Origin of the sequence: Erwinia sp. JH02, from assembly GCF_013074405.1 — a bacterium.
Taxonomy (GTDB): Bacteria; Pseudomonadota; Gammaproteobacteria; order Enterobacterales; family Enterobacteriaceae; genus Erwinia; species Erwinia rhapontici.
Genome location: NZ_JABANZ010000001.1, coordinates 1 through 21,070, shown reverse-complemented (window position 1 = coordinate 21,070; position 21,070 = coordinate 1). Strand labels below are relative to the sequence as shown.

Here is a 21,070-nt window from a genome sequence, read left to right as displayed (position 1 = left end):
TGTTTGAAGGTGATCAGTGCTGCGGGGTTGGCAGCGAATCCGGGTCTGAAGGTGAGGTCTCAGTGGCAGACGAGGCTTTACGGCGCGCTAATTCCGCGCGGATATTCTCGTAGTCGTTGTCCAGTCGGTAATATTTCCCCATCCAGATCATCGACAGAATAATCAGCACCAGCGGGATATACAGATAGCAGGTTTTAATCGCCAGCAGCGCCTCTGTGCTCTGCGCATGGTTGGCATGGTAGCCGCCCAGTGACAACAGGATACCCGTTATCGCTCCGGCGCCCGCCATCGCCACTTTGCCGAGGAAGCCGTTCACGGAGGTGAGTATCCCGGCGGTATTAATCCCGGTTTTCCATTCACCGTAATCCACCGGATCGGCCTGCATAGAGAAGTAGATAGCGGTTCGCTGCCCGGCGCCAATGGAGAGGATGGTGGCCCCCACCAGCAGACCCGTGACATGCGTATCTGCCACGATCATCACCAGCATTCCCAGTACATTGATGGCACTGGACAGCAGATAGACGTGACATTTTTTCATCCGCGCAGCGAGTAACGGCACGGTCAACGTCCCCAGCAACGGTACAAACGTGGAGATCCCGGCAGCCACTGCTGTGATATTGACGTCCCCCACGTAGTAGTTAAAGAAATAGACCAGCGCCCCGGTCTGGAAGAAGAAAGCCCCCCACATCAGGAAGATATTCACGGCAAATACCGCCCACGGTCGGTTACTTTTCAGCCCCTGCCAGGCACGCGGTAGCGTCATACGCTCCTGTTGAACCTGAATTCGCTCCTCCACGCTGCGAAAACTGAGCAGCAGGAAAAAGGCCGCAATGCCGCCAAAAATCATCGCCGTATACAGAAAACCCTGCGCCTGATCCCCCTGCCCGAGGCTTTTCACCAGCGGCAACGTCAGCACCGCGACCAGCGTGGATCCCAGCGATCCCATCACAATGCGCACCGCCGACAGCGTGGTGCGCTCCCGGGAATCACTGGTGATAAACGGCAGCATTGCGCTGTAGGGAATATTCACGAACGTATAAAGGAATGACAGACACAGATAGGTGACGAAGGCATAGAATAAACGCCCGGTCGTGGAGAGCTCCGGCGAATAAAAGGCCAGCATACACAGCAGCCCGAACGGGATCGCCCCCAGTAATAAATAGGGGCGACAACGTCCCCAGCGGGTTGTCGTGTTATCAATCACCAGCCCCATCAGCACATCGGCGACGCCATCCACCAGCCGCGTCACCAGGAACATCAGCCCGGCATAATAAGCAGGCAACCCCATAATATCGGTATAGAAAAACATCAGGTACAACGAAATTAACTGCCAGACCAGGTTACAGGATAGATCGGCTACCCCGTAGCCCAGCCGCTGACGCCATAGAGCAAAAAGTGAAGTTGGCATAATCATCTCTCAGAATTTATAGGTTATTTGTTGTTCAGAGTTCAAAGTGACGAATCAGCCATGCCGGGGTACAACTCCAGGCATGGCAGTAGCTGTTAATTAATTTGCTGCCGTAGGGTGAATAGTCGGGATTATCCGGGTCATATAACTCCCAGAAGGTCTCCGCCCCGGCCTGCACCATGCCGCCCCAATAGCGTTTAATTTCAGCAACAGCCTGCTCACGTTCACCGTGAGTGAGCAGCGCTTCAATAAAGTGGTGCATCATATAAGGCGTGTGCATTTTTATCACCGGGGGATGACGCTGTAAGCGGGCTAACAGCTGCCGACGAAATGCCACGTCACCCACTTCGCCGAGGATCAACCAGACTTGCGCAGCCCAGGAAACCTGCCGCGCTTCCCCGCTGACAAAAAAGCCCTGCTCGTCATCCCACAGATGGGTCAGTGCCGCCTGGCTGACGCGTTCAAGCGTGGTTTCCAGCCAGGCGATGTTGGCGTTATCACAGCGCCGGGCCAGCTGTATCCCTTTACGCAGGGCATAGATCAGCACGCCCTGTGCGGCAGCCTGTTTGTTGAGCTGTTCATGCCAGTCGATAAACGCCCACCAGTCTTCGCTATCACGCAGAATATGGCGATCGTCCAGACGTTGCAGCGACAGCTCAATCTGGCGCCGCGCCGTCGGCCACAGATCGTCCAGCGTTGCCCGGTCACCCGTTGCAGCCACGTAGTCTTCCAGCGTGGCGACAAACAGCAGCGCATAATCGAACAGGAAAGTATCGTCGGCGATCACCTGCGGCTGCATAAACAGATTGGAGGAGACCATACCGTCTTCGCGCGTTACCCCGGCGAACAGGTAGAGGCAGCGTTTAACCAGGTCGTTGTGCGCATAGGTGGGATAGTTGACCAGCGCCTGTAAGCGCAGGTCGCCCAGCCACAGCCGTCGATCGCGCTTCGGGCCATCTTCGAAGACATCCTGCATACAGTTTTTGAGCGTACGCACGCTGATCTCATCGATCTCCCGCAATAAGGGATCGGCAATCTGTACCTGTTGCAGGGTACTGTCACTGGCGGAGCTGACGGTGTCGAGATGGAAAGTGGGGAAACGCAGACCGTATTTCGGTGACGTCGAAACCACCCGCACTTTGACATAGCGACAGCAGTAGCGGCGCGGCAGGGTCATCTCCACGGGCAGAACATCCAGATAACTGTCCTCCTGTTGCAGCCAGCTGCGACTGAGCCAGCCATCGTATTGGGAGAACGGCTCTGCGACCTCCGCACTGATTTCGCCGAAGATAAATTGCAGGTGCGCGGGGGCATCCGGCGGACTGCCTGCCGACTCACAGCGCAGCGAGAGATACCCCACGCAATGCTGACCAAAATCCACAATAAATTCATCACCGCTGGCAAACGTTTGTTGGCTCAGTTGCTCTGGTGTAAAGCGCGCTTCACTGCGCCAGCCGTGAAGAGTCAGCGCATCGGGTATCATGGTGACGACAGAAATCGGCATGACCCGCTGACGATAAAGCGCCGGCCGCATGGCATCGGCCTGGGTAAGAAACGCCGCATGAGTGCGGGTGCGTAATTCGCTATGTTTTTGCATGGCTGCGACCACAAAAGACTCCTTTAACCGGTTCAAGAGTCAGCGAGTGTAGAGCCACGGTTGGCGGGCGATCTATTCTGAAACCGCCAGGTAAAACGCGGGACTGGCGCTGCGGGAAAGGTGTCCCCGATAGCGATCACAAAATGATAAACCCGACTCGCCCACCGTTGAGAAATCCCTTAAGTTGAACGGATATCAGTGAGTGAGATGTGTGAAAGATGAATAACCTGCGGCTTGACCAGTATTTCAGCTCGGCGCGTGACCAGTTTTCCCTCTATACCAGTGACCCGGAAGATAACAATTGTGAGCACCGCCATGAGTTTAATGAGCTGGTGATCGTTGAGAGCGGGCATGGTCTGCATGTGATTAACGGCAAACCTCATTTTATCCAGGAGGGCGACGTTTTCTTTGTTAAGGATGGTGACTGCCATTTCTATGATGAGCTGGGCACACTACGCCTGATCAATGTGCTGATCAACCGCCAGCAGCCGTTTCAGTGGCTGAACAATGTCGGGGCGTTACTGGCGCGTTTTGATGCAACCCAGCCGGGCAGTTATCACTGGCTGCTGCCGCAAACCAAAGCGCAGTGTAAACAGATGATCGGACAGCTTTTTAGCGGTCAACAAACCCGCCACGAGGAGACGAACAGCGGCTGGCGGGAAGCCTGCTTCTTTCAGTTGCTGATGAATATGGCCTGCCAGCAGGATGAACACACCAAAAGCCAGACCAAATACAAGTTGCACAAACTGCTGGGTTTCCTGCAACAACACTGTTTTGAAGAGATTGACTGGGAGGCATTAAGCGATCGGTTCTATCTGAGTAAGCGCACACTGCAACGCCAGATTAAAGAGACCACCGGGCTCACGCCTGACAATTACATTAAACGTTTGCGGCTGGTTTCGGCGCGGGAAAAGATCATCAATACGGAGGAGAGCATTACCTATATTGCCTATCTGTGTGGCTTTGCCAACAGCAATCACTTCTCCACCTGCTATAAGCAGGTGTTTGGGCAAACACCCAGCCAGCAGCGCTCAATGCGCTAACCCGCTTCGCCCATCACTGGTTATAATCTTTTTCTTAGCATCCTATGTGGCTGCTTAACCAGAGGAGAAACCTGTGATCAAATTCAGCGTACTTTATCCACGTCAGGCCGATGCCCATTTCGACCATGATTATTACCGCGATGTGCACCTGCCGCTGATCAAATCACGGATGGGTGAACGTTGTCTGAGCTATGAAATTGATACGCCGCTGGATAACAACGCGCCGTTTATTGCGGCCTGCCATATTTACTGTGCGGATATCGAGACGTTTGAACAGGTGATTGCTGAACATGGCGAGGAGTTTGTCGCTGATGTGGCGAATTTTTCTAACATTGAGTCAGTGAAGCTGGTTTCCGACGTTTTGCGCGTCGAATAAGCGATAAAAAGGGGGCCAGCAGATCGCTGGCCCCGTTAAATCAGGAAAGGATTTTCTTCTCGGCCAGATCCAGCGCGAAGTAGCTGAAGATAATATCGGCACCGGCGCGTTTGATGGCACCCAGGCTTTCGAGCGTCACGTCAAGCTCATTGATCGCCCCCGCCTGCGCACCAAATTTAATCATCGCGTACTCACCGCTGACCTGATAAGCCGCCAGCGGCAATTGCGTACGCTCACGCACGTCGCGCAGGATATCCAGATAGGCGCCTGCCGGTTTCACCATCAGCGCATCAGCACCTTCACTTTCGTCAAGCAGTGACTCACGAATCGCTTCACGGCGATTCATCGGGTTCATCTGGTAGGTTTTACGATCGCCTTTCAGCGATGTACCTGCCGCTTCACGGAACGGGCCGTAGAAAGAAGAAGCAAACTTGGTGGAGTAAGACATGATGGCAGTGTCAGTAAAGCCTGCAGCATCCAGCGCGTGGCGAATCGCTGCCACCTGCCCGTCCATTGCCGCCGAAGGCGCGATAAAATCCGCACCCGCCGCCGCGGCAACCACGGCCTGCTTGCCGAGGTTAATCAGCGTGGCATCATTATCCACGCCGTGGTCGTGCAGCACGCCGCAGTGGCCGTGGCTGGTATATTCACAGAAGCAGGTATCGGACATCACGATCATTTCCGGCACGGTCTGCTTGCAGATACGTGACATACGCGCCACCAGTCCGTTCTCATTCCAGGTATCACTGCCGTCCGCATCCGTATGATGCGAAATCCCAAAGGTCATGATCGACCGCACTCCCGCTTTCGCAATGCGTTCAATTTCATACGCCAGACGTTTTTCAGGAATACGCATCACGCCTGGCATGGCGGCAATGGGTTTGTAGTCATCAAGACCTTCCTCAACGAAGATCGGCAGAGCCAGATCATTCAAACTGAGGGTATTTTCCTGGAACAAAGTGCGAAGAGAAGCAGACTGACGCAAGCGTCTTGGGCGCTGGACTGGAGAATAGCTGGACAAAACAACCTCGGTTTAGCGGGTCACGCAACGGTAATATTCACCGATGGTGATAAACATGAATAGTGTGCTAACACTATACCTCCGGGCGCGTGATGACAATCCTTGCGCCGTTACCCGGCACAGAATGATTCATTTTATTGACCCCGCATCGCCGTAAACCCGAAAAGATCGGGCACGATGGCGCGGTGTGATTCACGGTTCTTACACTGACTAAAGGAAAATATGATGTCTGAAGACGCCAAACTGACGTTTGTCACCCTGCTGGGCAGCCTGCGTAAAGCCTCACTGAATGCCGTTGTGGCACGCAACCTGCCTGCGCTGGCTCCGGTTGGGGTTGAGATTCACGCACTCGGTTCGATTGCCGACTTACCGCACTATGACGCCGATATTCAGGATGAAGGCATCCCGGCAGCAGTACTGGAAATGGGTAAAGCGATTGCCGCCGCCGATGGCGTGGTGATCGTGACGCCGGAATATAACTATTCGGTGCCGGGCGCGCTAAAAAACGCCATCGACTGGCTGTCCCGCCTTCCGGAGAATCCGTTTGCCAACAAACCGGTGGCGATCCAGAGTGCCTCGCCGGGGATGATTGGCGGCGCACGTGCGCAGTATCATCTGCGTCAGAGCATGGTCTTTCTTAACGCCCAGGTGCTGAATAAACCGGAAATTATGATCGGCCAGGCCACCAGCCGTATTGATGCCGCGAGCGATACCATCACCGATGAAAGCACCCGCCAGCATCTGACCGCACAGCTGGCAGCGCTGGCGCAGGCAGCACGTCGCTAATCGCTGTCCCCTCTTTTCGTTACGCACACGCTTTTCCTGGCAAAACCAGGAAAAGCTCTATCCTGTATAGAGCACATTGGCACAATGAAGTATCGCAAGCGGAGAAAAGATGGGATTTATTGGATGGACCGCGGCCACAGGCGGGTTGTTATTATTGATGTCGCTCGCCTCTGGCTGGATAAGCCGGGGCCCGGTGACGGCTTTTGCTCTCTATTTAATCGCCGGGGTCCTGTGTGGCCCCTGGGTACTGAATCTGCTACAGATTGATATTGCTGCCCACGCCCACCTCGCAAAAAATCTGACTGAAATCGCGATGGCCGCCTCACTGTTTATCACCGGACTGAAACTGCGTCTGCCGCTGAACAGTCCCGGATGGCGGATGGGGCTGCGACTGGCTTTCCCCGGGATGTTACTCACGGTGGCAGGCGTCACGCTGGCAGCACACTGGCTGGCCGGATTCTCATGGCCGCTGGCGCTGGCGTTTGGTGCTATCGTGGCCCCCACCGATCCGGTGCTCGCCAGCCTGATCTCCGTGAATGATGCGCGCGATGACGATAATCTGCGCGTCTCGCTCTCCAGTGAAGCCGGGCTGAATGATGGCACAGCCCTGCCATTGCTGATGCTGGCAGTATTGCTGCTCACCGGCAGCGGCGAGCTATCCTGGACGTTATTCAGCCACTGGGCGCTGGTGGATGTTCTCTGGGCGGTGGTGGGGGGAAGCCTGATCGGCTTTGTGCTCGGTCGGCTGATTGGGCAGTATGCCTCGCACCTGCGCCATACCCATCAGGATGTCGCCCCCAATGATTTTCTCGCGCTGGCGCTGATTGCGCTCAGCTATGCGATTGCACAGTCGCTGGATGCCTCCGGCTTTCTGTCAGCCTTTGCTGCCGGGGTCGGTTTACGCCGCGCCGAGATGCGCGTGGTGCGGCACTTTCCAACGGAAGCGTTTCAGGAGAGTGATTACCATCCGCCTGCGGAGGAGCTGGTCAATCCTAATGCTCGCCACCAGGGGGAACAGACCAACCCGGTCGGTTCAGCCGGACTGGTGGTCAGCGATGCGCTGTCGTTTGGCGATACGATTGAACGCCTGTTTGCCGCGGCCATTATTATTGTTCTGGGTGTCACACTGGCGCAGCACTGGAACGTCACCGGCATCCTGCTGGCCGCCCTGCTGTTTTTCGCCATCCGCCCGCTCTCGGTCTGGATTGCCACGCTGGGTGTTGATACTCCGCCGTTACAACGCGCCACCATCGGCTGGCTGGGCATACGCGGCATTGGCAGTATCAACTATATTGCCTGGGCCTATACGCATGGGCTTGATGGCCCGGAGGCCGCACGCATGGCGGATATGGCATTCACGCTTATCGTTGCCAGCGTGGTGGTGCATGGCATTTCCGTCACACCGTTACTGAACTGGCGTCAGTCACACCTTCGCCGCGACTAACGCCTGATTCAGGCCTGTTCATTGCCTGGCTGCTTAAATGCCGCTGGCCGGGCAAGATAGACCTTCAGAATATCGTGCTTGACCATAATGCGCAGGATACCAACAAACACCAGGAACTCTGAGAGCACCAGTGAACTGGCCGCGCCGATGGCACCATATTGCCATGCCAGCAGGCAGCAGATCGGGATGTTAATCAGCCCGACAATAAACATCACATGCATACGCTGTTTCGCCAGGCCGTACGGGATAAGGATTTGCAGTCCGGCCGGGTAACTGATATTGCCAAAAATAAAGCCGCACACCACCACGCGCAGCACATTGGCTGAGTCATGAAACGCCGCCCCCAACAGGATCCGCACCACATAATCCGCAAAAAAGAAGGTGAACACCACGATAAACAGACTGATCAGAAACGACAGAGTGATGCTTTTCCGCGTTGCGGCAATCGCGGCAGCACGATCTTTATGAAACAGGTGACTGACGCGCGGAAAAAACGCATTGCCTATCTGTTCCGGCACTGAGTTAGCGGCTTTCTTCAGGCGGTCGGCACCGTTATACAGCCCCACCATATAGGTGCTGGTCATACTGGCGAGGATCAGCACGTTAATGTTATTGAATAAATTGGCACCAAAGATCGCCAAAAACACATGCAGGCTGTCTTTGATGCGTTGCATTATTTCGCGTGGTTCAAAGCGGTAGAAACCAATAACCCGCATCTGCACTACCAGACTCAGGGTGATGATGGCAGTAATAAAGGCCACTACACCCGGGATCAACGCCGCCAGCCAGGTGTCTTCTGGCGTCTTCACCAGCAGAAACGTCAGGGGGATGGAACAGAACTGCCCGACGGTGGAAATAATCGAGGTTTTACCCAGTTTTTCAAACCCCTGCATCAGCCAGCCAAAAGAGAGCAACTGGCCAAACAACACCGTAGAGTTCGCCAGCACGATATAGAACAGCGCGTGCCACGCCGGGTTAAACCAGGTCAGCAGCAGCAGGATCGCCAGCGTTGAGCAGCCCAGGATCAACTTAGCATTAAACGTCGACCAGAATAGCTGCGTCACTCGCTGCTTATCGTCGCGATGTTGAGCAATGTCCTTGGTGGTGTAGACATTGAACCCCCAGTCGGAAATCGTGCTGCAGTACATCACGCACGCCAGACCCAGCGCCAGCAGCCCCATATGCTCAACGCCAAGAATGCGCGCCAGATACGGCAGGGTAACCAGCGGGAAGATAAAGGACGTCCCGCGATAGGCCAGCAATGACAGCACGTTAATTAACAGACTTTTATCGATTACTTTAGCCATCAGTCTCTGACCTTATGTGAGATTCCATTCATGCTTTACGCAGACTCCGCTTTATCCTGATCAGATGAGAATATAATTCGGGTTGTCTTAACAGCAGCCAGTTGACCGCACCTTCCGGCTTTAGTGTTTTCCCGAAATAATAAATCGCATTCATGACATAATCGGGCACCCGCTGTCCACTGGCCAGGGAGAGATGGATCATTAATCTGAAGGAGTGAATAAGATAAAGACGACGAAGCTCGGCCTTTTCACTCACACCATCGGTCAGTTTAACTAATTTTTCATACGAGCCGAGAAAGGCGTCATAACGTTGGCGAAAAAAACTGTCACTTTTATGACTGTTGGTCAGTGAGCCACTGCGAATACGTTGCCGATAGTAAAGGTGCCGACTCACCCAGGCAATACGACAGCGCATAAATGCCTCTACGGTAAAACTATGATCTTCATGCAGCCGGGTAATGTATTTCAAATGAAACCGGTCTATGATCTCTTTTTTAAGAACGTAATTCCAGGTAGCCGATGTATACGCGCCACTATTAAGCAGACCCTGGAAAATATCCTGCGCACGCAACAAGCCAAATTGGTGGTGCTGTACTTTGGGGTAGATACGTTCCGGATCATTGTCTTCAAACATGAGTGAATTAAAACAGAAGAGTTCCAGCTCTGGATAAAGCGTAGTAATCTGGCTTAATTCCTCATAAAACCCCTCACAAACGACATCATCAGGATCACAGCAGAAGATGTATTTACCCTGTGCCAGCGCAATGCCGTAGTCGCGCGCCTGACCCAATCCGCCATTAGGGATGGTGAAGATACGGACCTGCTCTTCGCGGGCATAGTGTTGTTCTATTCGTTCCAGGGTGTCATCCGTCGAACCGTCATTAATGATAATTAATTCATTCGGCGCAGGGATTTGCGCCAGTAAAGAATCAATGCACTCGACAATATAATTCGCCACGTTATACGCAGGGATAATCACCGACAGATTTTTTTGTGTCATCACATTTGTCTCACCGTTTTGGGAACCTGTTTAATTAACACCAGAAAACGATAAAGATCAACGCACCTTCAGGGCGGGACAAGGGTTTAGGAAAATACCTGGAACATTATTAGAATCACATAAGAAAAACCCAAACAAAACGTAAACAAGATACGGGGAATCATTAATTAATCTATTTATAAACGATTCATAAACAGCTAATCAATTAAGTCACATATTAAAATATTCATTAATAAATAATTAATGAATTACTCATGGGTCCATTCCGTAAAAAAATGCCATTGCAACAGTATCAACCTCCTGTAAACCTTGATGCTCTTCAGGATAAATCTCAGGCACTCACTGTTTCATGGAGTAACGCTGAAATGAGGATTATCTTAGCAACGAATCAATACACCGTGTTTTTCTTACCCTGTTTCCTATTAAAATCGTCATGTTAGCCCTATAAAGGCCATGACGTCGTCGGGCACCAGACCAAACTGATGAAAGGGTTGTTTACACTTTCTACCGTCAGGTGACGTCAAAAACGCTCAGGCAGAAAGATGACAAAACCGATCGCAACACTACGTAAAGCAGACAAATCTGATTGAAACACCCTTAAACCCCATTAACTAAACCCTCCATAGCGAGGAGGCGAATTTGTGTTAAGGCTCATACTGACATTATTATCGGTAAAGAGACGCTTCCGGATAAGCTTTTCGCCACACCTCTCATCCTTCAAATGCCCTGTCAGTGAGGCATCAGCCTCGCGCCAACGCCCGCATTAACGCAAAACTGATAAATTTGTTTTATTACTTAACACAAACTGAACAAATAATCGTTTGAAAAATCAATCTCGCGTCAAATCCCCGAGGCACTGAAGCCGCGCACGTTGTCATTTATGCTAGCCTCAATTAAGCGCTTTCGGCCACACCCAAGAGCAACCTGGATGATTAAAATCATGAAGATCTCTGACAATTTTCGTCAGCATTTCATTAAAGATGTGCTGATCCCTTTGATTGTCGTTTTACTTATCACCTTTAGTGCTGGCATTTTTACCTTGAACTGGGCGAGCGCACGCACCAATAACGACGCAGCCATTCAGCAGCAGCAAATTATTCAGACCACGATGTCGCAAAGCCTGAGCGATATGCTCAAACAACAACGCAGTCTGACGCAGTGGCAGCCGTTGGCCGATCGCCTGGCGCAGGGTACGCACGACCTGCAATGGCTCAATGAGAATGTCGGTGCCTGGCTCTCCACCATGTTTGATCATCAAGTCATCTCCCTGCTGGATGCTTCGGGCAATCCGGTTTATCTGTGGGAGAATGGACGTAATGCGCCGGTGGAGCAGTTCGGCCATATTGCCTGGCCCGTGCGTCCGTTTCAGCAAAGTCTGCTGCATGCGAACAGCCCAAACAGCGGACGCCGTGATCGGGTGGGCTTCGCGCTGATCGATAATGCCCCGGCGATTGTCGCTATCGGGCAGATCAGCGGAGATGCCGCCGACAGCGGTCAATATTCCATGCTGAGTATTCGCCGTCTCGACAGCGCCTGGCTGGAGACACTGGCCCAGCGGAGCCTGTTGCACGGCCTGCATTTTACCGACGGTCTTACGCCCGTCACCGAGAGCGGCCATTATGCGCTGACCTCTCTCGACGGGGTCCCGATTGGCAACCTGCAATGGCAGGCTGACCGCCCCGGATCACGTATGCTGAAGGTGATTACACCGCTGGTGCTGCTGGTGTCGCTGGTGATCACCCTGATTTGTATTCTGATGATACGTCGGCTGTGGGTGTCATCGATGCGCCTCTCAGACTCCCTCCTCCAGCTGGGTGCCAGCGAAGCGCAGGCACAGCATCTGGCATTTCATGATGTGCTGACCGGTCTGCCTAATCGGGCACTGGTGGAAGAACGCATGACCCAGGCTCTGGTGCGCGTCTCCCGGCAGAAGGATAAGGTGGCGGTGCTGCTGCTCGATCTCGATCGTTTTAAAATCATCAATGACACCTATGGGCATCAGGCCGGTGATGAACTGATTATTGAGGTCGCCCATCGTCTGAACGGACTGGTGCGTCATATCGACACCGTGGGTCGCCTGGGGGGTGATGAATTTGTCATTATTCAAAAAGACATCACCTCAACGCAGGAGGCCACTGCGCTATGCCAGCGAATTCTCGACGTGATGAGACATCCCTTTACTCTACTGGGAAATGAAACCTGGGTGGGTATCAGCATTGGCGTGGTACTGGCGCCTGACGATGCTACGGAACGGATGGAGATAATGCGCAAAGCGGATATCGCGCTGTATGAAGCGAAAAATCAGGGACGCGGACAGTACCGCCTGTTTGAAAGGTCGATGGATGAGTCCCTCAAAACTCGCCAACAGATCGGCGCTGACCTGCGGCATGCGTTGAAGACCAGGCAGGATCTTAACGTCTATTACCAGCCTTTGATGGATATCAGCGGGCAAAAAGTCGTGGGACTGGAAGCGCTGATGCGCTGGCAACATCCGGTTCACGGCATGATCTCGCCTACGGAGTTTATCCCGATAGCGGAAGATATTGGGCTGATCACCCAGCTCGGAGAGTGGGTGCTGCGTGAAGCCTGCCGCGTTGCCCGCCTGTGGCCGGATTTAACCCTTGCTGTCAATGTGTCCCCGTTGCAGTTTCGATCGCTGGGCTTTGTCGAGCGCATCAAGGCTATCGTCAGGAAAGAGCAGATTTCCCCGTCAAACATCGAGCTGGAGATCACCGAAGGCGTGCTGATTGACGATGAAAAAATGGCGAAGGCGATTATCGATGAGCTGCGCGAAGCCGGGTTCCGCATTGCCCTTGATGACTTCGGCACGGGTTATTCCAGCCTCAACTACCTCAGTCATTTTGCCGTGGACAAAATCAAAATTGACCGCTCGTTCACCCAGTCGCTCGGCGTGACCAGTAATTCCAGCGCCATCATCGAATCCGTGGTGAAGTTGGGCCATGCAATGGGATTGATCGTAACCGCTGAAGGCGTGGAAACATCCGGGCAGATGAATGCGCTGGCCCGCGCGGGCTGTAACCAGCTGCAGGGTTTTCTGTTCTCTGAAGCAGTGCCCAAAGAGCAGATCCCACAGTTAATTAATCAGCGTCACGCCAGCTAGTGGTTGATGAAGGAAGGAAGCAAACGGAGATGGCCGGGGGGGCCCCGGCCAGGACACTCAGAAGAAACCCAGCGGTTGAATGCTGTAACTGATCAGCAGGTTTTTGGTCTGCTGGTAGTGATCGAGCATCATTTTATGCGTCTCGCGGCCAATACCCGATTTCTTATACCCACCAAACGCAGCATGTGCCGGATAGAGGTGGTAACAGTTGGTCCACACGCGCCCGGCCTTAATCGCCCGCCCTACGCGGTAAGCACGGTTGATATCACGCGTCCAGACCCCCGCGCCAAGGCCGTAAATAGAATCATTGGCAATCGCAATCGCCTCAGCCTCATCTTTAAAGGTGGTAATCCCGACCACCGGTCCGAAGATCTCCTCCTGGAAGACACGCATGCTGTTGTCCCCCTTGAGTAAGGTTGGCTGAATGTAGTAACCGGTGGCAAGATCGCCCTCCAGTTTTTCCACCCCGCCGCCCGCCAAAATTTCAGCGCCCTCTTTCTGAGCAATCTCCAGGTAAGAGAGGATTTTATCGAACTGCTGCTGTGAAGCCTGCGCACCAACCATGGTATCGGTATCCATCGGGTCACCGCGTTTGATGGTTTTCACCCGTTTCATCACCGCGGCCATAAAGGGTTCGTAAATCGACTCCTGTACCAGAGCACGTGACGGACAGGTACAGACCTCGCCCTGGTTGAGGAAGCCCAGCACCACCCCTTCTGCGGCTTTCTCAATAAAGGACGGTTCGGCCTGCATAATGTCTTCAAAGAAGATGTTCGGCGATTTACCGCCCAACTCCACGGTGGACGGGATCAGGTTTTTCGCCGCCAGTTCAAGAATATGTCCGCCTGTGGCGGTTGAGCCGGTAAAAGCGACTTTGGCGATACGCGGGTTGGACGCCAGCGCTTCACCCGCTTCGCGGCCAAATCCGTGGATCACATTCAGCACGCCTTTGGGCAGCAGGTCGCCTATCAGTTCAACAAACAAGGTGATCGACAATGGCGTCTGCTCAGCCGGTTTCAGCACCACGCAGTTGCCCGCCGCCAGCGCGGGTGCCAGTTTCCACGCCGCCATCAGCAAGGGGAAATTCCACGGGATGATTTGCGCCACCACGCCCAGCGGTTCATGGAAATGGTAGGCCGCAGTAAATTCATCAATCTCTGCCGCTGTGCCCTCCTGAGCGCGCAGGCATCCGGCGAAATAGCGGAAATGATCCACCGCCAGCGGCAGGTCAGCGGCCAGCGTCTCACGGACTGGTTTGCCGTTATCCCAGGTTTCATTCACGGCCAGGGTTTCCAGATGCTGTTCCAGACGATCGGCAATTTTCAACAACGTCAGAGAGCGCGACTGCACCGATGTTTTTCCCCAGGCATCGGCAGCGGCGTGCGCCGCATCCAGAGCTTTTTCAACGTCGTCTTTGTCAGACCGGGGAAATTCGCCAATCACCGATCCATTGACCGGGGAGGTATTCGTGAAGTAAGCACCGTTCACGGGCGCGGAGAATTCCCCGTTGATGTAATTGCCATACTGCGGCTTCAGGGTAATCAGTGACTCTTTACTGCCCGGATATGCATAGCGCATCATCGCTCTCCTGTAGAAAGATATCGCCGTAGCGACTTCGCCGTTAACAATAAAATAACTCATTATTAACATTATCGACAAAAGTGAGCTTGTCAGATTGCCCGGCAATAAACTGTGACGGCATCGAAAGGAAATCAGGATTTTAGCAAGGCGGTGTGAGGTAGCGCACAGGGTGTTCATCATGGCCGAAAGAGCACGACTGCCGTCGGGATGAGGCTATCCCGGCGGCTTTAGCGGGTCAGGCGCGCTTTGCCACTGGCAGGCCCTGCTGCCAAAAATCGCGCAGTAACTGACGCGGCCACTCCGGCTCCGCTCGCGCAGGCACCAGGTGGTCGATCTCGGTATCTTTCAGACTGTTTTTGAGACAGGCCGTCATGATCTCTGCGGTGAATTCCGGGTGAAACTGCACCGATAATGCCTGCGCCGAGTAGCGAATAATCTGGCAACCGTCCTGCGCGGATGCCGCCAGCACCTGGGCACCCGGCGGCGGCGTCAGCACCGACTGACGGTGCGACAGCCAGGCCGAGAACTGCGTTGGCAACGATGCCAGAAGCGGATCGTGATGGCTCTCCGCGCGCGCTTCCAGTGCCGTCAGGCCGCGTTCCCAACCATAAGGGTTATCGCCGACTTCACCGCCCAGCGCATAAGACATCAGCTGATGTCCGTAACAGACACCCAGCAGCGGTAACTGTTCTGCCACCGCATGGCGTACCCAGGCGGCGGTACGCTCACTCCATTCAGCATGATCGGTGACCATCGCCCAGGAGCCACTGAGAATGGCCGCAGAAATCGTCTCCAGCGCCGGTAAAGGTTCGCCCAGGTCCGGGCGCACCACAATATAGTCCTCCACGGACAGATTCAGCGCATCAACGAACCATTGCTTCTGCTCCCCGACAAGGGTGCTGACCGCCTGCGGCGGTATTTCAAGCTGGATAATGGCTAACGGAAGTCTCACGGTCATCTTGCTCAATCCTCGAATCTCGGCGGAGTCGCTCACCCCGGTGATTATCATGGCAGCTTGTCACGAACCTGTCTCATAACATTTTCTGGCATTCTTTAAACAAAGCATCGGGTTAAGCCCTTCGATTTTCGCCTGGTTTGCGCCACAGGCTGCTAAAAAAACTACGGAGTTCAGCGCCTCATTTGGTGCATTTCATGCCATGATTATCGTGACTACTTCGTTTGCTAAGGACTGTGCAGTGGCTCTGCGTCATTTTTTGCTGATTTTGCTGGTGGTGTCCATTTGGGCATTTAATAACATCGCCATTAAATGGGGGCTGCTCGACCTGCCGCCTCTGTTGATGATTACCATGCGCTTTGTGGTGGTGGCATTAATCCTGGTGCCTTTTACCCGCGTCACCCGTCAGCAGCTGCTTTATCTTGTGCCGCTCGGCTTTACGTTCGGCTTTATGCATTTCGCCCTGCTGTTTGTCAGCCTGAGCTATACCGATGCCGGAACGGCGGCGGTGATCGTGCAGTTGGGTACGCCGATCGCCATGTTGCTGGCGATGGTGTTGCTGAAAGAAAAACTGCGGTTGGTGCAACTGTTGGGCATTGCTCTGTCACTCAGCGGCGTTGTGGTGCTGGCCGGCAGCCCGACCATCCCCAACGGGTGGGTGCTGCTGCTGCTGTTACTTAGCGCCTTCGGCTGGGCCATCAGCAATATGATCGTGAAAAAATCCCCGGCCATCAGCCCGCTGACGCTGACCGGCTGGCTCTCCTTTTTTGCCATCCCGCTGGTGGGATGTGCCTCCTGGGTGGTCGAATCTGACCAACTCAATCTGCTGCTACACTCTTCATGGCGGGGTTGGTTTGGCATTCTTTTCAGTGCGATTGGCTCCTCCATTGTGGCCTACTCGCTGTGGTACAGCCTGCTGAAGCATTACAACGTCAACCTGATTATGCCGTACTCACTGCTGACGCCGGTGCTGGCGGTGATTATGGGCGTGGTGGTACTGGGCGACAGCATGAACAGTTTTAAGGCGATGGGTGGCGTGCTGGTGATTGTCGGCACGGCGATTGCGGTGATTAACCTGCGTAACCTGAAAATGCATGCACGCTTGCCGCGCTTTCGTTATGACCGCCACAGGAAAAACCGTACCCGGCCCTGAAACCCTGTAAGGAGAGTCAGATGGATAACCGCCTGAGCGATGCGCTATGGCAACAGCTGTGGCACGGACTGCGTAACAACAGTTCACCGCTGCCCTCACTCACGATCCGCGGCGATCGGGCGCTGGTATCGGCTTATCCGGTCAGCGAGCTCGCCGCCACCAGTATCGGGCTGGCCGCTCAGGCCGCAGCCAGCCTGACGGGAAACCCGTCTTCGCTGGAGGTGGACGGGATGCTGGCTTCACGCTGGTTCCAGCATGCCCTTCGCCCGGTCAATCGTCAGATGCCGCCACTGTGGGATCCCTTCGCCGGGGATTACGCCACAGAGAACGGCTGGATCCGCCTGCACACCAACGCCCCGCATCACCGGGCCGCGATGGAAAAGGTGCTGGGGAAACACGCCGAACGTCAGACGCTGGCGGCAGCCGTCGCGCAATGGACAGGCAGCGATCTTGAGCAGGCCGTGGTGGATGCCGGAGGCTGCGCCGCTGCCCTGCGCAGTTTCAGCGAATGGCAGCAGCATGCTCAGGGCCAGAGCGTCAGCCGGGAAGCGCTTATCGAACAAACCCTTCAGGCCTGTGGCCCGGCACCAACCTGGCGTCTGCTTCCCGCCCGTCCGCTGCTCGGCGTACGCGTACTCGACCTGACGCGCATCATTGCCGGGCCGGTGGCCACTCGCTTTCTCGCCGGGCTGGGCGCAGAGGTCCTGCGCATTGACCCACCCGGCTGGCAGGAGCCGTCGCTGGAAGAAGAGATCAGCCTGGGAAAACGCTGCGCACGGCTTGACCTGAAATCCAGCGAAGAGCGACAACAGTTTGAAAAATTGCTCAGCCAGAGCGATGTACTGGTGCACGGTTACCGCGCCGATGCGCTCAGCAATCTGGGCTATGACACGGAAACGCTGCAACGTATCAGGCCGGGGCTGGTCGATGTCAGCCTGAATGCCTGGGGCTGGACCGGGCCGTGGCGCAATCGCCGTGGATTTGACAGTCTGGTACAGATGGCCTGCGGCATCGCCGAGCGCGGCCGCCTGTGGCAGGGCAGCGATGCGCCGGTGCCGTTACCCGTGCAGGCACTGGACCACGCCACCGGCTATATGATGGCAGCCGCCGTACTGGAAGGATTACGCCAGCGCCTGCTGCATAACACCGGGTTTACTGCCCGTCTGTCACTGGCGCGCACCGCCTGCCTGCTGACGGATGCGCCCTATCCACAGGATGCGCAGCCCGCAGGGCTTGGACCGCGACAGGTTCAGGACGACGATGCCGAAGCCGTTATTTCTCAATGGGGGGTAGCTTACCGTCTGCGTTCACCCTTCTGGCTGCCGGGGATGCCGCTGAACTGGTCAAAAACCCCTTCACCGTTCGGTTCGGCAGCGGCGGAGTGGGCCAGCACGGGTCAGGCATGCCTGACCCCTACATGATTATTACCCTCGCCGTAGGGTCGGGGCATGCCTGACCCCTACAGGGTTATCACCCTCACCGTAGGGTCGGGGCATGAATGCCTGACCCCTGCATGGTTATTACCCTCGCCGTAGGGTCGGGCATGAATGCCTGACCCCTGCATGGTTATCACCCTCTCCGTAGGGTCGAGGCACGCCTCGACCGGGATCACGATGCCCGACGCTTACGCCTGCTCGTCTTCCAGTTCATCACGCATCGCCTGCAACGCTTCGCGGCTGAGAGCGGCGAGGGTACGGTAAAATGCGCTGCCCGCATGTGCCTCCACTTTTCCGAGGAAAGCACCGACCCACGGCATCAGGAACTCATCAAACAGCTGGATCTGCGCCTGGTACTCATCGACCTCAGACTGATCTTCCAGCCAGGACGATGCCAGCAGCAAGGCACCAATATGATCGGCAGGCGCATCAGTTAGCGGCATCCCACGCTGGCTGAGAAACGCCCGCACTTCGGCTTCCTGCGGGCCATTTTCCCACTGAGAACCGTACGGTGACACCTTGCATTCCGGGCCTACAAACAGCGCATTATAGTCAGACGCCAGCAGCGCGGGATCGCAGTTCTGCTGTAAGCGGGTTAACAGTTCGTCCTGCTCCAGCGGCCAGTGCTGCTGCAGTTTGCCTTCGCGCAGCAGGGTAAACAGAGGGACCAGCAGCGGGTCCTGAGGCTGACGATTATACAGCGAGCCCAGGATGCGGCAGATGATGGAAAACTCATTCATGTGTTTCAGTTCCGTTAAAGGTAATATGTGACACCGTCACAAATCAGCGAATTCAGCAATTTCCCTGCCGGTGCGCTGTTGTAAAAAGTCCAGCAGGCGGCGTGGCGTGACATTTAACACGCGATCCTCTGGAAAATCCACCTCGCGCATAATGCGCAGGCAGTGGTCGAAGTGACCAAGGGTAAACGCGGTATGCGAATCCGACCCCAGCGCCAGACGGCCACCGGCATCACGCACAGCGGCGGCTACGGCACGACAGTTAGGTTCACTGCCCACGCGGGAGGTGGTAAACGAGGAGTTATTCAGCTCCAGTGCAACATCATACTTCGCTGCCGCTTCGGCAACGGCCCGAATATCGATGGGATATTTCGGGTTGCCCGGATGACTGATGATATGCACCAGTCCGTTCGCCATCGTGGCGATCATCGCTTCGGTATTGCTCGCTTTATCCTGCGGGGCCAGCACCGGTTCGTGAAAACCGGCTACGATAATATCAATCGAGTCGAGCATCGGCCCGCTGCAATCAATCTCACCCTGATTATTTTTGATGTTCGCTTCTATCCCGCGCAGTATGCCCACGCCATCAATCACCCGTGGCCAGACCTTCATATTTACGAAGTGCCAGTAGTGCGGCGCATCGGCCATATCCGGGCCGTGGTCGGTGATCGCCAGCAGTTTGACGCCACAGGTTTGTGCCTGTAACACGTAGTCACGCAGCGTACTGTAGGCATGAGTGCTGGCCACAGTGTGCATATGCAGGTCAACTGGATACATCGGTTTTCTCCTTTATATTAATAGCCGCGGCTGATATCAACGCGCCCTTCTGGCATCTCGCCATTCTCACGTCGCAGTATAGCCTGTGCAATGTAGTCCATAGCTTCGTCTGGTAAGGTTACAGCCGCATTATGGGGCGTAATCGCAATATCAGGATGCGACCAGAAAGCATGTTCGGCCGGCAGCGGTTCGTGATTAAACACGTCCAGTGCGGCAGCGCTCACCTCGCCCGCTTCCATTGCGGCGAGCAGATCGGCTTCCACCAGATGCGCACCGCGTGCAAGATTCAGCAAAAACGCGCCGGGTTTGAGCTGGCTGAGCAACTGGCGATTGAGGATCCCTTCGGTCTGTGGCGTATTGGGCAGCAGATTGATCAGTACCTGCGTAGAAGAGAGGAAGTCGCCTAACTGCTGCTCGCCATGGAAACTGCTAACCCCGTCGATCTGTTTCGGTGAGCGGCTCCAGCAACTGACCGGAAAATCCCATGCCAGCAGGCTTTGCGCGACGCTGCGGCCCAATACGCCAGCACCGAGGATGCCGACAGAGAACTCATCGCGCTTACGGTTACGCAGGTGATGCCAGAGCGTTTCGGTTTTCTGTTTCTGATATTCAGGAAAACGGCGGAACCAGCCGAGCACGTGATACACCGCGTACTCCTGCATCTGACGCCCCATTCCGGTATCTTCCAGGCGGAACAGCGGCACGCCCGGGGCCAGCATCTCAGGGTGCTCACGCAGCTGCCCCAGGATATCGTCAACGCCCGCGCCCAGCGCAAACGCCCCCTTCAGCTCGCGCCCCTGAAGCATTTCAACGGGTGGCTGGCGCACCAGCGCATAGTCGGCCGGGCCGTTGTCTCCCACCTGCCATTGACGAATGCGGGCATGAGGCAGACGTTGCTGCAAACCGTTGATCCAGGTCTCTGCCTTGAAAAAGGGGTGATAAAAAATGATATCCACGTTTTTTCTCCTGTTTTTTGCTTAAGCTCGTGGAAAATGCGACGGCTGGCAAGTGAAACTTTAGCCGGGCGTCCGTCCGGTGGCCTGCACAGTGTGAAATTATCAGGCCATGATCCGCGCGTAACCCGCTTAACAGCGGATGAAGTCTTCCCACTGCCGTTTTAAGCAGCAAAGTGATTTAAAACTGACTAAACGCACGCATATTTCGGGAATCAGTGTTGACCGCAACCGCAGTTTTCCCTACATTAGCGCCCGTCAGCAACCCGGTTGTGACAACAATATGGTGAGGTGTCCGAGTGGCTGAAGGAGCACGCCTGGAAAGTGTGTATACGGCAACGTATCGAGGGTTCGAACCCCTCTCTCACCACCATA

17 protein-coding genes and 1 tRNA gene are annotated in these 21,070 nt (G+C 55.0%); 8 read left to right on the top strand and 10 right to left on the bottom strand.

Translation table 11 applies throughout. From position 1 onward, the window contains the following. Nucleotides 1-13 precede the first annotated feature (13 nt). Nucleotides 14-1,408, bottom strand: a complete 1,395-nt coding sequence (locus HHI26_RS00090; protein ID WP_171148382.1) for a glycoside-pentoside-hexuronide (GPH):cation symporter — start codon at nt 1,406-1,408, stop codon at nt 14-16. Between the two features lie 34 nt (nt 1,409-1,442). After that, entirely contained in the window at nt 1,443-3,005 is a 1,563-nt protein-coding gene (locus HHI26_RS00085; protein ID WP_171148678.1) for a sugar hydrolase, read from the bottom strand. 218 nt (nt 3,006-3,223) lie between these two features. On the opposite strand from HHI26_RS00085, the gene HHI26_RS00080 reads away from it, so the two are divergent. Both HHI26_RS00080 and HHI26_RS00075 read left to right on the top strand, forming a co-directional pair. Further along, complete coding sequence (locus tag HHI26_RS00080; protein WP_133841745.1) at nt 3,224-4,048, top strand: helix-turn-helix domain-containing protein; 825 nt, start codon at nt 3,224-3,226, stop codon at nt 4,046-4,048. Between the two features lie 73 nt (nt 4,049-4,121). Continuing rightward, on the top strand, nt 4,122-4,424 hold the full coding sequence (locus HHI26_RS00075; RefSeq protein WP_133841744.1) for an EthD family reductase: 303 nt from the start codon (nt 4,122-4,124) through the stop codon (nt 4,422-4,424). A 40-nt stretch (nt 4,425-4,464) separates the two neighbouring features. On the opposite strand, the gene hemB is transcribed toward HHI26_RS00075, so the two are convergent. Continuing rightward, nucleotides 4,465-5,445, bottom strand: coding sequence for a porphobilinogen synthase (gene hemB / locus HHI26_RS00070; RefSeq protein WP_159336470.1), 981 nt, complete (start codon nt 5,443-5,445; stop codon nt 4,465-4,467). A gap of 225 nt (nt 5,446-5,670) precedes the next feature. Between hemB and HHI26_RS00065 the strand changes: the two genes are divergently transcribed. Continuing rightward, on the top strand, nt 5,671-6,231 hold the full coding sequence (locus tag HHI26_RS00065) for an NAD(P)H-dependent oxidoreductase (RefSeq protein WP_133842135.1): 561 nt from the start codon (nt 5,671-5,673) through the stop codon (nt 6,229-6,231). Nucleotides 6,232-6,340: 109 nt separating this feature from the next. Beyond that, nucleotides 6,341-7,675 (top strand): sodium:proton antiporter, encoded by a 1,335-nt coding sequence (locus tag HHI26_RS00060; protein ID WP_159336469.1) that lies wholly within the window; start codon nt 6,341-6,343, stop codon nt 7,673-7,675. Between the two features lie 8 nt (nt 7,676-7,683). Here the strand turns inward: HHI26_RS00060 and HHI26_RS00055 are convergent, their stop codons facing one another. Further along, nucleotides 7,684-8,982 (bottom strand): flippase, encoded by a 1,299-nt coding sequence (locus tag HHI26_RS00055; RefSeq protein WP_133841741.1) that lies wholly within the window; start codon nt 8,980-8,982, stop codon nt 7,684-7,686. A gap of 28 nt (nt 8,983-9,010) precedes the next feature. Then, nucleotides 9,011-9,982, bottom strand: coding sequence for a glycosyltransferase (locus tag HHI26_RS00050; RefSeq protein ID WP_159336709.1), 972 nt, complete (start codon nt 9,980-9,982; stop codon nt 9,011-9,013). Nucleotides 9,983-10,922: 940 nt separating this feature from the next. Here HHI26_RS00050 and HHI26_RS00045 point away from each other — a divergent pair. Continuing rightward, a complete protein-coding gene (locus HHI26_RS00045) occupies nt 10,923-13,103 on the top strand; it encodes an EAL domain-containing protein (protein ID WP_241008192.1) in 2,181 nt (726 codons plus the stop codon). Nucleotides 13,104-13,160: 57 nt separating this feature from the next. Here the strand turns inward: HHI26_RS00045 and HHI26_RS00040 are convergent, their stop codons facing one another. Together HHI26_RS00040 and HHI26_RS00035 are read right to left on the bottom strand one after the other, a co-directional pair. Next, a complete protein-coding gene (locus HHI26_RS00040; protein ID WP_167863853.1) occupies nt 13,161-14,681 on the bottom strand; it encodes an aldehyde dehydrogenase family protein in 1,521 nt (506 codons plus the stop codon). A 238-nt stretch (nt 14,682-14,919) separates the two neighbouring features. Next, nucleotides 14,920-15,642 carry a glutamine amidotransferase gene (locus HHI26_RS00035; RefSeq protein ID WP_171148380.1) on the bottom strand — a complete coding sequence of 241 codons (723 nt, stop codon included), beginning with the start codon at nt 15,640-15,642 and terminating at the stop codon, nt 14,920-14,922. A gap of 238 nt (nt 15,643-15,880) precedes the next feature. Here HHI26_RS00035 and HHI26_RS00030 point away from each other — a divergent pair, with 238 nt between their 5' ends. Together HHI26_RS00030 and HHI26_RS00025 are read left to right on the top strand one after the other, a co-directional pair. Beyond that, nucleotides 15,881-16,792, top strand: coding sequence for an EamA family transporter (locus HHI26_RS00030; RefSeq protein ID WP_133841738.1), 912 nt, complete (start codon nt 15,881-15,883; stop codon nt 16,790-16,792). A gap of 20 nt (nt 16,793-16,812) precedes the next feature. Continuing rightward, on the top strand, nt 16,813-18,213 hold the full coding sequence (locus HHI26_RS00025; protein ID WP_171148379.1) for a CoA transferase: 1,401 nt from the start codon (nt 16,813-16,815) through the stop codon (nt 18,211-18,213). Nucleotides 18,214-18,416: 203 nt separating this feature from the next. Here the strand turns inward: HHI26_RS00025 and HHI26_RS00020 are convergent, their stop codons facing one another. From HHI26_RS00020 to ghrA, 3 genes are read right to left on the bottom strand one after another with little or no spacing between them, the layout of a single operon-like run. Next, nucleotides 18,417-18,968, bottom strand: a complete 552-nt coding sequence (locus tag HHI26_RS00020) for a molecular chaperone (RefSeq protein WP_171148378.1) — start codon at nt 18,966-18,968, stop codon at nt 18,417-18,419. A gap of 36 nt (nt 18,969-19,004) precedes the next feature. Next, on the bottom strand, nt 19,005-19,742 hold the full coding sequence (locus HHI26_RS00015; RefSeq protein ID WP_133841735.1) for a phosphatase: 738 nt from the start codon (nt 19,740-19,742) through the stop codon (nt 19,005-19,007). A gap of 17 nt (nt 19,743-19,759) precedes the next feature. Next, on the bottom strand, nt 19,760-20,698 hold the full coding sequence (gene ghrA / locus HHI26_RS00010; protein ID WP_133841734.1) for a glyoxylate/hydroxypyruvate reductase GhrA: 939 nt from the start codon (nt 20,696-20,698) through the stop codon (nt 19,760-19,762). 282 nt (nt 20,699-20,980) lie between these two features. On the opposite strand from ghrA, the gene HHI26_RS00005 reads away from it, so the two are divergent. Beyond that, nucleotides 20,981-21,068: transfer RNA gene (locus HHI26_RS00005), tRNA-Ser, on the top strand. Nucleotides 21,069-21,070: the final 2 nt, after the last annotated feature.